Origin of the sequence: Streptomyces sp. VRA16 Mangrove soil (assembly GCF_017377775.1) — a bacterium.
Lineage (GTDB): Bacteria > Actinomycetota > Actinomycetes > Streptomycetales > Streptomycetaceae > Streptomyces.
This window is the reverse complement of record NZ_JAFVLN010000010.1, coordinates 178410-192110: the sequence shown is the minus strand read 5'-3', so window position 1 is coordinate 192110 and position 13701 is coordinate 178410. Positions and strand designations below refer to the sequence as shown.

The following is a 13701-nucleotide window of genomic DNA, read 5'->3' as shown; positions in this document are numbered from 1 at the left end:
GGGGATCCCGCGTCAGGCCGTGCGGTGCGCGAACGCGTTCAGGGTCAGGGCCAGGGCGGACGTCAGGCGGCGGGCGTACGGGACGTGGAGGGACTCGTTGGGGCCGTGGGCGTTCGCGCCGGGGCCGAGGACGCCGCACGCCAGGAACTGCGCGGCCGGGAACTGCCGGCTGAGCCTGCCCATCAGGGGGATCGTGCCGCCCTGCCCGATGTGCGCGAGGTCCGCCCCGTCGAAGCAGGCCCGGCTCGCCCCGGCGAGGGCCGCCGCGAGCCAGGGCTCCTCGGCGGGCGCGTGCCAGCCGTCGGCCAGGACCCGGTCCGGGGTGAACCGCACCGATACGCCGTACGGAGGGTCGGCCTCCAGGAGCCGGGCGACCTCGGCGACCGCCGCTGCGGCGTCCACCGTCGGAGGCAGCCGCAGCGACAGCTTGAGCCGGGTGCGCGGGCGCAGCACATTGCCGGCCGAGGCGACGGGCGGCAGGCCGTCCGCGCCGGTCACCTCCAGGCTCGGGCGCCAGGCCCGGTTCAGGAGCAGTTCCTCGGGGTCGGCGGTCACCGGGGACGCGTCCGCGTGCCAGGCGAAGCGGCGGGCGACCTGGTCGCCGAGGATCCGGGCCGCGTCCCGGGCCTGGGCGCGGCGCGCGGCGGGCACCTCGCCGTGCAGGGCCGCGCAACGCAGCTCGCCGGTCGCGGCGTCCTCCAGGCGGTCCAGGAGCAGCCGGGCGACGCGGAACGTGGAGGGCACGACCCCGCCCGCGTCCCCGGAGTGCGCGCCCTCGTCCAGGACCCGCACGTCGAGCGTGCCGCCGCAGGCGCCGCGCAGCGAGGTGACCAGCCACAGCCGCTCGTAGTCGCCCGCGCCCGAGTCCAGGCAGAGGACCAGGCCCACCTCGCCGATGCGCGGGGCGAGCGCGCCGAACCAGTGGTCGAGGTCGGGGCTGCCCGACTCCTCGCCCGCCTCGAACACGCCGACGCAGCGCGGCCGGGCCGCATCCTGCTCGGCCAGCGCGCGGACCGCGGTGAACGCGGCGAACAGCGCGTATCCGTCGTCGGCGCCCCCACGCCCGTACAGCCGGGTGCCGTCGAAGACCGGCTCCCACGCGGAGCGGCCCTCGCTCCAGCCGTCACCCTCGGGCTGCTTGTCGAGATGGCCGTAGAACAGGACTGTCTCGTCGGTGCGGCTGCCGTGTCCCGGCACCTCGAAGAAGACCAGCGGGGTGCGGCCGGGGGACCGGAGCACCTCGACGCGCAGTCCGGGCAGGGCCGGTGCCTGCGTGCGCAGCCAGGCGGCCGCCGCCCGCGCCGCCCGGTCCAGGAAGCCGTGGGCCTCCCAGTCCGCGTCGTAGGCGGGGCTGACGGCGGGAACGCGGATGTGCTCCTCGACGAGCGGCAGCAGCTCCGTGTCCCAGCGGCTGTCGCAGAAGTCCCGTACGAGAACGGGGTCGGCGGCCGGCGCGGGTGCGGGCTCAGGCATCGGCCAGGACCTTCGAGGCCGGGGCGAACGTGATACCGAGCAGGTCCTCCAGCGGCGTGTACAGCTCGGGCATGTACATCGTGCGGGAGAGGGGCAGGCGCGCGGCCGGGGCGACCAGCACGCTGATCCTCTCGCCCGCCGTGACGTGCGCCGACGCGAGGGGCTGTCCCTCCGCGTCGAACGTCGTGATCAGGTCGGGGAACGCGGCCCGGCGCTCGCCGTCCAGCTCCAGCGCCATGTACTCGTTGACGAAGTGCAGGGTGGTGCCCGCGGCGTCGTCGAGCACGACGACCCCCACGTCCAGGCCCTCGCGCTGCTCGCAGCGGTACGTGCGGACCGTGCCGGTGACGGCGATCTCGCCGCCCAGGTGCGCGGCCGCGCCCTCGGGGCCGTCCGCGAGGAAGCGGCGGCCCAGCTCCATGGCGAAGCTGATGGCGCCGGGGGCGCCGTGCTCGACGGCGTAGCCGACCTCGACCGGGTTGCGGGCCGCGCCCACCCAGCCGCCTGCCTCGACGGAGGCGCGCCGCACGACGTTCGACGTGGCGTCCAGCCGGCCGCCGGTCGACCCCTCGACGTAGGCGCCCGGCTTGCCGCCCGCGTAGCCCTGGTAGGAGCGGTAGCCGTCCTCGGCGTGCAGGCCCATCGCGCCCATCTGGCTGGAGGGGTGGGCGCGGCCGTTGCAGGCCAGGTCGATGACGGGCAGGCCGGTCATCGCAGAGTGGAACCAGCCGTTGATGGTGGTCTCGGCGCCGTTCTCGTTGGTGTGGATCGCGGCGAGCGGGCGCGGCAGGTCGCGACGGAGCAGCTCCAGGGCGCGCAGCAGCTGGGTGGGGAGCACCAGCGGGTCGGGTGCGGCGGGGGCGCCGACCAGGGCGACGGTGGCCGTCAGCGCGTCCGGGGCGAACTCGTCGGCGGACCACAGCTCGGGCGTGCCGACCTGGAGGGCCAGTTCCGCGGTGCGCAGGCCTCGCTCGACGAACCCGCCGCCGCCCCCGCCGAGCACGGCGCCGCCGTAGACCGCGGCCTTGATGTCGTCGTGGGTCAACTGTCGCTTCACGGGGGCTCCTTGGGGTGGTGGTGCAGGTGGTGCAGGTGGTGCAGGCAGTGCAAGTGGTGCGTGGGGCGGTTGTTTGGTGGCGGGTGGTGATGCTGTTGCCGGAGGGGTGGGCGGCTGCTCGGCGGCGGCGACGCAGTTGCCGGAGGGGTGGTCGGCCGCTCGGCGGCGGTGGTGACGTTGTTGCCGGAGGGGTGGGCGATTGCTCGGTGGCGGTGGCGGTGGCGGTGGCGGTGGCGACGCCGGTGGCGTCGCCGGAGGGGTGGGCGGTTACTTGGCGGCGGTGACGACGCCGTTGCCGAAGGAGTAGAGGGCGTCGCCCGCGATGGCGCCGCCCGCGAAGATCTCCAGGTTCTCCTTGGCCTTCGCGCCGAGGATCCGGGGTGCGAGGACGCGCACGGCGAGGCCCGCGACGACCATCCAGCCGGCCATCGGGGTGGTGATCAGCAGGCCGGTGGCGAGCATGATGCCGAGCTGGCGCCGCGGCCCGCCGAGCAGTTGGACGATCGCGCCCGGGACGGCCCAGAGAGCGAGATGGCGGGCCGTCTCCGCCGACGGCCCCGCCTTGATGGCGGCGACGTACGCGGCGTCGATCGGCGCGGTCCGCCCGCTGTCGAAGAACATCCGGTACGAGACGGCCACGACGGCGATGGCGACGACGAAGCCGATCATCGCGGCGATCAACTGCTGGCGGCGGCCCGCCAGTTCGAAGGCGGGGTCGGCGTTCTCGCCGCGCAGCAGATAGCCCGCCTTGAGGTCGTAGCCCATGTCGGCGAAGGCGGGTCCGGTGGCCGCGGTGAAGCCGGAGAGCACGACGAGCGCCTCGGGCGGGAAGCCGACGACGATGCCGATCAGCAGCGTGATCAGGGCGATGGCGAAGGCAGGGAACCAGCCGGAGTGCATGGAGGCGATACCGACCAGCAGCTCGTGCAGGAACGCGGCGACGGTCGCGTACAGCACGAAGCAGGCCAGCATGCCGAGGCTCATGTGGGTGACCAGGCCGGTGCCGAGCGCGAGCGCCACCGAGATGGCGAGGTACGCGCCGAGGCCGAGCCGCATCGAGGTGCCCAGGCGCCGGGCGCCGTCCCTGGTGGCGGCGGGGGTGTCGGCGCCGCCGCGGCGGGCCTTGAGGATGGTGCGGCCGACCTGCACCAGGGCCACCAGACCGGCGCCGATCATCATGCCGTGCGGCAGGTACAGGGAGTTCAGGTCGAGGCCGAACAGCGGCTCGGCGTAGCTGATGATCAGCAGTCCCGCGCCGAACGCGGCCATCGCGGCGAGCCCGCCGATCAGGGCGACACCGAAGGCCGACATGGGCAGCGCGAACACGGCGCCGAGCAGGCCGGTGACCAGGCCGAGGCCGAGCACCCCGGCGCGCCGGCCGCCCTCGTCGCCCGCCTTGATCGCCTCGGCCGCCGCGAGCCCCGGCGGCCAGGGGTTGCTCGCGGGGAAGGCCGGGGTGTCGTACATCCGGTAGAGCAGCCAGGCGTCTACCAGCATCGCAGCGGAGACGCCGATCAGCATCGGCACGATCATGTCGTGCAGCCCGAACAGGAACGGGATGCCGATCGGCAGGAAGAGGCTGTTGGCCGCGCCGAAGGTGGCCGAGGAGATGCTCGTCTGCGCCAGGTTCTGGGCGTGCACCGAGCGGAAGCCGCGGAAGGCGGCGAGCGGGATCCGGGCCAGCGTCATGGCGGCGAGAGCGCCGATCAGCGACGTCGACGGCGTGACACCGAGCGTGGCGAGCAGCTGTACGCCGACGATTGCGCCGAACACGCTCAGCACCAGCGTCAGCAGCAGATTGCCGGGGGCGAGGGCGCGGGGGTGGCGGCGCCCGGTGGCGGTGCCGTCCGTGCTCGGGGCGTCGGACCGGACCTGCCGGGCGGTGTCGGCGGTGCTCATGGGTGCTCCTGAAGGGCGGGCGGGGCGTGCGCCTCGCGACCAACCTTGGTGAGTTCTATAATCTGGAACTTAATCCGAATATCTGGAATAGCCGGATCATCCATAGGGGGCGGGTCGTCCGTCAAGGTGTCGGGATGTGGTCTCAGCATGTGAGCGGCCCGCGGGTGCGTCCCGGCGCTCACGCGGGCCGCATACGATCGTCACCGGCCCGGATCGGCAGGGGGAGGACGAAGACGGTGAGCACACTCGCCAACGCACGGGACGTGCTGCGCCTGATGGCGCATCTGCAGCGGGACGTCACCGTGACCGACGTCGCGGCGGAGCTCGGGCTGCCCAAGAGCTCGGTCTCGCGGACGCTGAGCATGATGGCCGAGTACGGCTTCCTCGACCGCGATCCGCTCACCCGCGCCTACCGGCCCGGCGGCCTGATCATGGAGGCGTCGTACCACTTCCGCACCTCCCGCGGCACGGTCTCGCTGCTGGAGGAGGAGGCCGCCCGCCTGGTCGCCGACACCGGCTACACGGGATACGTGGACGTCCTGGACGGCTCCGAGTCGCTGGTGCTGCACATGCGGATCGGCACCGGAGCCCTTCAGGCGTACACCCCGGCCGGCACCCGGGCTCCCGGCTACGCCAGCTCCATGGGCCGCGCCCTGCTGGCCCGCCTCGACGACGCCGAGGTGCTGCGCCTGTACGACGACGGGCCCACGCGCCTCGAACACAGCACCGGCACCGCCCCGGCCACCCGCAGGGAACTGCTCGCGACGCTGGCCCGCGTTCGCGCCGACGGCTGGGACGTCTCGCGCGGCGAATGGGTCCAGGGCGTGGGCGGCATCTCCAGCGCCGTGCTCGACTCCGACACCGGGCAGATCTTCGGCATCGGCATCGCGCTGCCGGCCTCCGACCTGCGCGACGACGCCGTCGCCACCCGCTACGGCCGGGCGGTGCGCGAGGTGGCCCGGCGCGTGGGCAAGCGCATCGGCGACCCCTACTGGTTGCGCTTCACCGAGCCTGGGGACTGACCTCCCGGGCCACGGTCTCCCGGCCCGGCCCGCCGGTCACCGTGCGACCAGCGGGCCGATCTCTTCGAGTTCTAGAATCCGGTACCAAGTTCTAGAAACATAGACATGGCTCGGCCGCCGCGGAACCCCGTGCGGTGCCCGTGACGCCTCCTGACCCCGGGCTCGCGGGCGGCGTCAGGCACACGTCAGGCACAATCGTGCGCATGACGAGCGAAACCCCGACCGCCGACCGCGTCCACAGGTCGCCCATGGGCATCGCGGGTGGCGTGCTGCTGCTCGCGCTCGGTGCCTGGCTCGGCCTCGACGCCGTGATCAGCGGCTCGGGCCGCACCCCGTGGCTGGCGCTCGCGGGGCTGCTCCTCGTCGTGCCGCTCGTCGTGGCGTTCACCATCCGCCCGGCCGTCTTCGTGGGGCGCGACCGGCTGCGCGTCCGCAACCCGTTCCGGGTGATCACGCTGCCGTGGGCGGCCGTCGCCGGGTTCCGTTCCGGGTACTCCAACGAGGTCCTCGACCAGGCCGGCACCAAGTACCAGCTCTGGGCCGTCCCGGTGTCGCTGCGCGCCCGCAAGAAGGCCCAGCGCAACCTCGCCAGGGCCGCCGCCGCGAACGACCCGGGCCGCGGCTCGCTGGTCGGCACCGGCCGTACCCAGGACCGCCCCACGCGCGCCGCCACCGACCAGTTCATGGACGAGCTGCGCGACCTGAGCGAGACCCGCGCCGCGGAGCCGGCGGCGCAGGGCGAGCCGACGGTGCGCTGGTCCTACGAGATCATCGCGCCGGCCGCGGCGGGTGCGGTCCTGCTGGCGGTACTGCTCCTCACTCGCTGAAACCCGCTGAACCCGCTGAACCCGCTGAACCCCTACGAGCGCACCGTCGCCGAGATCTGAACCGGCTCGACCCGCTGAACCGGGTCACGGCGCGCTGGGCCACACCAGCGCCATGTACGCCCCGAAGTACGCGGCCCCCAGCACCGCGCCCGTCACCCCGATCACCCGCACCCGGCGCGACGTCGTCCGGGCCAGGGCGAGCGCAAGCGGCAGCAGCAGGGGGAAGCCGGGGATCAGGAAGCGGGCCCGGGGGAAGTAGACCCCGCCGCTGCCGAGGACGATGACCAGCAGCACCCCGGTGAAGACCAGCAGGGGGAGCGGCTGGCGGTCCAGGAGCGAGAACAGCCACAGCACCGCCGACACGATCAGCGTCAGCGAGACCAGGACCAGGAACAGCTCGGGCGTGGAGTCGTACGCGAACAGCTCCCGCATCCGGCGCAGCGTCTCGACGCCGCCGTCCAGCTGGTTCCACCACAGGCGCTGCACGGCGAAGTAGCCGTCCCAGCGGTGCAGGCGCAGCCCCACCCAGCCGACGTACGCGCACCAGCCGAGCGGCGCGAGCAGGCCGCCGGCCAGTACCCGCCAGGAGAAGCGGCGCCGCAACGACACCAGCGCCGTGAGGGAGACCGCCGCCGCGACGGCGATCCCGGTCGGACGGGTCAGGCCCGCGAGGGCGGACAGCGTGCCCGCCCACACCCAGCGGCCGGTCAGCACCGCGTACAGGGACCAGGCCACGAACGCGGTGAAGAGCGATTCGGTGTAGCCCATCCACTGGACCAGGCCGACGGGCAGGCACGCCCACAGGAAGGTCAGCGTGATGCCCACGCGGCGGCCGTACAGGCGGTCGCCGACCGCGAAGATCCCCCACGCGGCGACGAAGGAGCAGCCGATCGCGAGGATCAGGCCGACGGTGGCGCGCGAGCCCGGGGTCACCGCGGCGACGGCCTTGACGAGGCTCGGGTACAGCGGGAAGAACGCCAGGTTGTTGGCGTTGTGCCGGGTGCCGAGGGTGCGGGCGTAGCCGTGGTCGGCGATGCCCAGGTACCACTTGGAGTCCCAGTCGTGGGCGAGCGTCGGCCAGACGCCGTGGCCCTGCTTGTGCGCCCACACACCGAGGACGAGGAGCGAGAAGAGCCGGACGGCCGCGTACGCGTACAGGGCGGGGGCCGCGCGGCGCAGCGAACGGGCCGCTCGGGCCCGGAACCTGGTCATCGCCGCGGGGGCGGGGCGGCTCCTTCTGGCGCGCGGGAGAAGGGGGGCCTCGGGGGCGGCGGTCGGGGGCACGGCTGCGGCTCCTGGGGGCGGGAGGGGGATGGGCCGGGGGCAACGTTCCCGTTGCTCCCGGCCCATCCCTGCCAGGGTTCCGTCAACTGCCGTGCAGGAATCACTCGTGCGAGGGACAAATGAAGTCCCGGGCCGGACAGACCCCAGAGACCCTAGATGCCCGCCGCGGCGGCGAGGTCCCGCTTGATCGCCGTCAGCAGCTCGGCTCCCCGGGCCCTGGCGGCCTCCAGGCCGGCCTCGTCCGCGACGGGGACCACGACCTCCAGGTAGCACTTCAGCTTCGGCTCGGTGCCGGACGGGCGGACGATGACGCGCGCCCCGTCGAGCGTGTACCGCAGACCGTCGGTGGGCGGCAGGCCCGCCCGTCGCCCACCGCCACCCTGGCCCGAGAGCGCTTCGCGCTCGCCCCCCTGACTGGCGCCCCGGGACAGGTCCTCGGCCGCGGTCACCGCGAGACCGGCCAGCTCCGCCGGAGGCGCCTCGCGCAGCCGGCGCATGGCGTCGGCGATGACCGACAGGTCCTCGACACGGACGCTCAGCTGGTCCGTGGCGTGCAGCCCGTGGGCGAGCGCCAGGTCGTCGAGCGCGTCCAGGAGCGTACGGCCCTGCTCCTTGAGCTCGCTCGCCAGCTCCGCGACGAGCAGCGCGGCCGTGATGCCGTCCTTGTCGCGCACGCCCTCGGGGTCGACGCAGTAGCCGAGCGCCTCCTCGTAGCCGTAGCGCAGGCCCTCGACGCGGGCGATCCACTTGAAGCCGGTCAGCGTCTCCTCGTAGGGCAGCGAGGCCGCCTCCGCGATCCGGCCGAGCAGCGACGACGACACGATCGACTCGGCGAGAACAGTGGCGTCGCCGGTGACGCCCCGCTTCACCAGGTGCGCGGCGAGCAGCGCGCCGACCTCGTCGCCGCGCAGCATCCGCCAGTCGCCCCGGTCCGGGACGGCCACGGCGCAGCGGTCCGCGTCCGGGTCGTTGGCGATGATCAGGTCCGGGGCCTCGGGCAGCGCGCGGGCCGTCGCGAACGACAGGTCCATCGCGCCCGGCTCCTCCGGGTTCGGGAACGCCACCGTCGGGAAGTCCGGGTCGGGCTCGGCCTGCTCGGTGACGAGCACCGGCTCCGGGAAGCCCGCGCGGGCGAACGCGGCGAGCAGGGTGTCCCGGCCGACGCCGTGCATCGCCGTGTAGACGGTGCGGGCGGTGCGCGGCGAACCGGCCGCCAGGACCGCGTCCGTACGCGCCAGGTACGCCTCCAGGACGCTGTCGTCCAGGATCTCCCAGCCGGAGTCCGGACGCGGGACGTCGTGCAGCGAGGCCACCGCGTCGATCTCGGCGGCGATCTCCGCGTCGGCGGGCGGCACGATCTGCGAGCCGTCGCCGAGGTACACCTTGTAGCCGTTGTCCCGCGGCGGGTTGTGCGAGGCCGTCACCTCGACGCCCGCCACCGCGCCCAGATGCCGGACGGCGAACGCGAGCACCGGGGTGGGCAGCGGGCGCGGCAGCACCGCGGCGCGCAGCCCCGCCCCGACCATCACCGCGGCCGTGTCGCGCGCGAAGTCCGCGGACTTGTGGCGCGCGTCGTACCCGATGACGACGAGCCCGCCGGCCCGTCGCTCACCACCGCCCTCGCCCGAGAGCCCTTCGCGCTCGCCCCCCTGATCCTGGCCCTTGGCCTTGAGGTACCCGGCGAGCCCCGCGGCCGCGCGGACGACCACCGCGCGGTTCATCCGCATCGGGCCCGCGCCGAGCTCACCGCGCAGCCCGGCGGTGCCGAACTGCAGGGTGCCGCTGAAGCGCTCCCGGAGCGCCGAGAGGTCCCCGGTCTCCCCGGCCTCGATGAGCTTCGCCAGCTCCTCGCGGGTCTCGGGGTCGGGGTCCTCGGCCAGCCAGGTCTTCGCCCGGTCGAGCAGTTCGCTGCCTTCAGCGGTCACGGTGGGTTTCCTTCACACGTACGGGTACGGGGGGCGGGGGCGCTGCCGCTCAGATCCTGGCAACGACCTTCGTCAGCAGCTCGCCCATGCGGACGGCGGAGTCGCGGCCGGCCTGGAGGACTTCCTCGTGGTTGAGCGGCTCGCCGGACAGGCCCGCCGCCAGGTTCGTGACCAGGGAGATGCCGAGGACCTCCGCACCCGCCTCACGGGCCGCGATGGCCTCCAGGGTGGTGGACATGCCGACCAGGTCCGCGCCGAGGATGCCGGCCATGCGGACCTCGGCCGGGGTCTCGTAGTGCGGGCCGGGGAACTGGGCGTACACGCCCTCCTCCAGCGACGGGTCGATCTCCTGGCACAGCGCGCGCAGCCGCGGCGAGTACAGGTCGGTGAGGTCGACGAAGTTGGCGCCGACGATCGGCGACGTCGCCGTCAGGTTGATGTGGTCGGAGATGAGGACCGGCTGGCCCGGACGCATCCCGTCGCGCAGACCGCCGCAGCCGTTGGTCAGCACGATGGTCTTGCAGCCCGCGGCGGCGGCGGTGCGCACGCCGTGCGCGACCGCGGCGACGCCACGGCCCTCGTAGTAGTGGGTGCGGCCCAGGAAGACCAGGGCGCGCTTCTGGCCCACCTGGTAGGAGCGCACCTTGCCGCCGTGGCCCGCCACCGCGGCGCCGGTGAACCCGGGCAGCTCGGTGAAGGGGAATTCGGCGGCCGGCGCGCCCAGCGCCTCGGCTGCGGGCGCCCAGCCCGAGCCCATCACGAGGGCGACGTCGTGGGTCTCGGCACCGGTCAGCTCGCGCAGGCGCGCGGCGGCGGCGTCGGCGGCGACCCTGGGATCTTCTGGGGTGGCGCCCTGGATGTGGTCCGGAGTAACAGATGCGTTCACGCGTTTGAGAGTAGCCGCTGAAGTCCTACGCGCGTAGATGTCGATGGTCCCCGGATCGCGATCGTTGTCTTGTCGTTTCCGACGAAAGCGCTCCGCTCGGGTGCCGGGTCCTGGTCGGGTGCCGGTCACGTCGACCGGCTCCCACCGGGCCGCACCCGCCGGGCAACCCCACTCAGCAGGGCCGCTTGCGCATCTCCATGACGTAATCGTGCGGGGCCCCGGCCGACTCGGCGGCGTCCGCGATCTCCCCGAGATAACGCGCGGACGGCAACCCGCCCTCGTACCCGTTCAGTACGTACACCCAGGCGGGCTCCTCACCCTCAAGGGTGTCCACGCGTACCCGCATGCGCCGGTATATGTCGAGGCCGACACCCTCCCAGCGGTCCATGGAGTCCTCGTCCATGGGGGCGATGTCGTACAGCGCGACGAAGACCTGTGAACGCGGTGCCTCCACGATGGTGGCGAGCGAGCCCTCCCAGCCCATCTGCTCGCCGCCGAACGTCAGCCGCCAGCCGTTGAGCCAGCCCGTCGAGCGCAGCGGCGAATGGGGGGCGCGGCGGCTCATCAGCCGCGCGTCGAGGTTGCCGGCGTACGCGGCGTAGAGCGACATGGGACCGAGGGTACGACAGCGACGGCCGGGACCCCGGGTGAAGTCCGTACCAGGCAGGATCCGCGGCTCGCACCCCGACAGGACGTCCACTTGTTGCGTGCGGGACAATGGGGCATGTGACTCGGATCGTGATCATCGGTGGCGGACCTGGCGGATACGAGGCGGCACTGGTGGCCGCCCAGCTCGGCGCGGAGGTGACCGTCGTCGACTGCGACGGTCTGGGCGGTGCGTCGGTGCTCACCGACTGCGTGCCGTCGAAGACCCTGATCGCCACGGCCGAGGTGATGACCACCTTCGACTCTTCGTACGAGGAGTTGGGCATCATCGTCGAGGACGACACCCCGGACCCGGACTCCCCGGCCCGCGTCGTCGGCGTCGACCTCGGCAAGGTGAACCGCCGTGTGAAGCGCCTCGCGCTCGCCCAGTCCCACGACATCACCGCATCCGTCACGCGTGCGGGCGCGCGCGTGCTGCGCGGCCGCGGCCGCCTGGAGGGCCTCCAGGACCAGGACGGCTCGCGCAAGGTCGTCGTCACCGCCGTCGACGGCACCGAGGAGACCCTCACCGCCGACGCCGTGCTGATCGCGACCGGCGGCCACCCGCGCGAGGTCCCCGACGCCCTCCCGGACGGGGAGCGGATCCTGAACTGGACGCAGGTGTACGACCTGGACGAGCTCCCCGAGGAGCTCATCGTGGTCGGTTCCGGTGTCACGGGTGCCGAGTTCGCGGGTGCGTACAAGGCGCTCGGCTCGAAGGTCACCCTGGTCTCGTCGCGCGACCGCGTGCTGCCCGGCGAGGACCCGGACGCCGCCGCCGTCCTGGAGGACGTGTTCCGGCGCCGCGGCATGAACGTCATGGCCCGCTCGCGCGCCGCCTCCGCCAAGCGCGTCGGCGACCGCGTCGAGGTCACCCTCTCCGACGGCCGGGTCATCTCCGGCACGCACTGCCTGATGGCCGTCGGCGCCATCCCCAACAGCGCGGGCCTCGGCCTGGAGGAGGCCGGCGTCAAGCTGAAGGAGTCCGGTCACATCTGGACCGACAAGGTCAGCCGGACGACCGCTCCCGGCGTGTACGCGGCCGGTGACGTGACCGGAGTCTTCGCACTCGCGTCGGTCGCGGCCATGCAGGGCCGGATCGCGATGTACCACTTCCTGGGTGACGCGGTGGCCCCGCTGAACCTCAAGACGGTGTCGTCGAACGTCTTCACCGACCCCGAGATCGCCACGGTCGGTTACACACAGGCCGACGTGGACGCGGGCAAGATCGACGCCCGTGTCGTGAAGTTGCCGCTGCTGCGCAACCCGCGCGCGAAGATGCAGGGCATCCGCGACGGCTTCGTCAAGATCTTCTGCCGTCCCGGAACGGGCATCGTGGTCGGCGGTGTGGTCGTCGCGCCCCGCGCTTCGGAACTGATCCATCCCATCTCGATCGCGGTCGACAACAATCTGACGGTCGAGCAGATCGCGAACGCGTTCACGGTGTACCCCTCGCTGTCCGGCTCGATCGCCGAGGTGGCGCGGCAGCTGCACACGCGGAAGATCGCGGAAGAGGGCTGATCCGGGCCCTCATGGCCCCAACTGCCGTGTGGTGACGGTGAGTTGCGGCCCATGCGGGAGGCATAGGCGCGGCGGGTAGGCACCCGGTCCGCGCCTATACCACTTCCAGGGGTTCTGTATGAACAGAATCTGTAATTCGGCGCAAACTGCTGAAAGCAGACGGTCGTTGGGGTTACTGTCAGTTTCGTGTTCGCTGCAGAACGTCGTCAATTGATCCTCGAAATGGTGCGAGCCAACGGAGCCGTTTCGCTCCGTGAGCTCGCCCGCGTCGTCCAGACCTCCGAAGTGACCGTACGGCGGGACGTGCGCGCACTGGAGGCAGAAGGACTCCTCGACCGCCGGCACGGCGGTGCGGTACTGCCGGGCGGATTCACGCGGGAGTCCGGCTTTCCGCAGAAGTCACATCTCGCGACCGCAGAGAAGACGGCCATCGCCGATCTCGCCGCGGGACTCGTCGAAGAGGGCGAGGCCATCGTGGTGGGTGCGGGGACGACCACGCAAGAGCTGGCCCGCCGGCTCGCGCGTGTGCCGGGCCTGACCGTCGTCACCAACTCGCTCCTCGTCGCCCAGGCGTTGGCCCATGCCAACCGGGTCGAGGTCGTCATGACCGGTGGCACGCTGCGGGGTTCCAACTACGCGCTCGTGGGCAGCGGGGCCGAGCAGTCCCTGCAGGGCCTGAGAGTGTCGCGGGCGTTCCTGTCCGGCAGCGGTCTGACGGCCGAGCGCGGGCTCTCCACGTCCAACATGCTCTCGGCGTCCGTGGACCGGGCCCTGGTGCAGGCCGCGGCCGAGGTCGTGGTCCTCGCCGATCACTCCAAGCTCGGTACGGACACCATGTTCCAGACCGTGCCCACGGACGTGATCACGCGGCTGGTCACCGATGAACCGCCCGCACACGACGACCGTGCCGCCACCGAGCTGCAGGCACTGGCCGATCAGGGTGTGCAGATCGCGGTCGCCGGCGCGGGGTCGGCGTCCGCCGGTTCATCAGGGGGCGGCGATTCCGTCCCGGCGCGCCAGCCGCGCCGGGATGTCCCCCTCCCCGGCCAGCGCCGGACCCAACTCCCCGGCGGGGGACACCCGTTGCGGAGTGCTGCCGCGATGGACCCGGGTCCCGAGCGGTCGGCGAGAGTGGCGGATCTGCGGCGGCGGTAGACGCCGG

10 protein-coding genes and 1 pseudogene are annotated in these 13701 nt (G+C 73.0%); 4 read left to right on the top strand and 7 right to left on the bottom strand.

Annotated features, from left to right (window positions below):
- Window positions 1-12: 12 nt before the first annotated feature.
- The 3 genes from J3486_RS26390 to J3486_RS26380 all read right to left on the bottom strand — a co-directional run bounded on the left by J3486_RS26390 (window position 13) and on the right by J3486_RS26380 (window position 4429).
- Window positions 13-1473, bottom strand: coding sequence for a M20/M25/M40 family metallo-hydrolase (locus J3486_RS26390; protein ID WP_207824482.1), 1461 nt, complete (start codon window positions 1471-1473; stop codon window positions 13-15).
- Window positions 1466-2530, bottom strand: coding sequence for a DUF917 family protein (locus J3486_RS26385; protein WP_207824479.1), 1065 nt, complete (start codon window positions 2528-2530; stop codon window positions 1466-1468). Before J3486_RS26385 ends, J3486_RS26390 begins: the two co-directional genes overlap by 8 nt.
- A gap of 267 nt (window positions 2531-2797) precedes the next feature.
- Complete coding sequence (locus J3486_RS26380; RefSeq protein WP_207824477.1) at window positions 2798-4429, bottom strand: OPT/YSL family transporter; 1632 nt, start codon at window positions 4427-4429, stop codon at window positions 2798-2800.
- Window positions 4430-4665: 236 nt separating this feature from the next.
- Here J3486_RS26380 and J3486_RS26375 point away from each other — a divergent pair, with 236 nt between their 5' ends.
- Both J3486_RS26375 and J3486_RS26370 read left to right on the top strand, forming a co-directional pair.
- Window positions 4666-5451 carry an IclR family transcriptional regulator gene (locus tag J3486_RS26375; protein ID WP_207824475.1) on the top strand — a complete coding sequence of 262 codons (786 nt, stop codon included), beginning with the start codon at window positions 4666-4668 and terminating at the stop codon, window positions 5449-5451.
- Window positions 5452-5654: 203 nt separating this feature from the next.
- Window positions 5655-6278, top strand: a complete 624-nt coding sequence (locus J3486_RS26370; RefSeq protein WP_207824473.1) for a PH domain-containing protein — start codon at window positions 5655-5657, stop codon at window positions 6276-6278.
- 84 nt (window positions 6279-6362) lie between these two features.
- On the opposite strand, the gene J3486_RS26365 is transcribed toward J3486_RS26370, so the two are convergent.
- The 4 genes from J3486_RS26365 to J3486_RS26350 form a co-directional block, all read right to left on the bottom strand.
- On the bottom strand, window positions 6363-7562 hold the full coding sequence (locus J3486_RS26365; RefSeq protein WP_307804945.1) for a glycosyltransferase family 39 protein: 1200 nt from the start codon (window positions 7560-7562) through the stop codon (window positions 6363-6365).
- A 152-nt stretch (window positions 7563-7714) separates the two neighbouring features.
- Complete coding sequence (locus J3486_RS26360; RefSeq protein WP_207824469.1) at window positions 7715-9487, bottom strand: phospho-sugar mutase; 1773 nt, start codon at window positions 9485-9487, stop codon at window positions 7715-7717.
- A gap of 49 nt (window positions 9488-9536) precedes the next feature.
- Complete coding sequence (locus J3486_RS26355) at window positions 9537-10373, bottom strand: purine-nucleoside phosphorylase (protein ID WP_207824467.1); 837 nt, start codon at window positions 10371-10373, stop codon at window positions 9537-9539.
- Between the two features lie 172 nt (window positions 10374-10545).
- Complete coding sequence (locus J3486_RS26350) at window positions 10546-10983, bottom strand: gamma-glutamylcyclotransferase (protein ID WP_207824465.1); 438 nt, start codon at window positions 10981-10983, stop codon at window positions 10546-10548.
- Window positions 10984-11060: 77 nt separating this feature from the next.
- On the opposite strand from J3486_RS26350, the pseudogene J3486_RS26345 reads away from it, so the two are divergent.
- Together J3486_RS26345 and J3486_RS26340 are read left to right on the top strand one after the other, a co-directional pair.
- Window positions 11061-12539: pseudogene (locus J3486_RS26345) on the top strand (NAD(P)H-quinone dehydrogenase); the annotation flags it as partial.
- A gap of 222 nt (window positions 12540-12761) precedes the next feature.
- The gene (locus J3486_RS26340) at window positions 12762-13694 is read left to right on the top strand and encodes a DeoR/GlpR family DNA-binding transcription regulator (protein ID WP_229378650.1); all 933 of its coding nucleotides are present in this window, start codon (window positions 12762-12764) and stop codon (window positions 13692-13694) included.
- Window positions 13695-13701: the final 7 nt, after the last annotated feature.

Excerpts from the sequence above, each read along its gene's own strand:
- J3486_RS26390 (WP_207824482.1), bottom strand. The coding sequence starts at position 1,473 with ATGCCTGAGCCCGCACCCGCGCCGGCCGCCGACCCCGTTCTCGTACGG.
- J3486_RS26380 (WP_207824477.1), bottom strand. The coding sequence starts at position 4,429 with ATGAGCACCGCCGACACCGCCCGGCAGGTCCGGTCCGACGCCCCGAGC.
- J3486_RS26370 (WP_207824473.1), top strand. The coding sequence starts at position 5,655 with ATGACGAGCGAAACCCCGACCGCCGACCGCGTCCACAGGTCGCCCATG.
- J3486_RS26350 (WP_207824465.1), bottom strand. The coding sequence starts at position 10,983 with ATGTCGCTCTACGCCGCGTACGCCGGCAACCTCGACGCGCGGCTGATG.
- J3486_RS26340 (WP_229378650.1), top strand. The coding sequence starts at position 12,762 with ATGGTGCGAGCCAACGGAGCCGTTTCGCTCCGTGAGCTCGCCCGCGTC.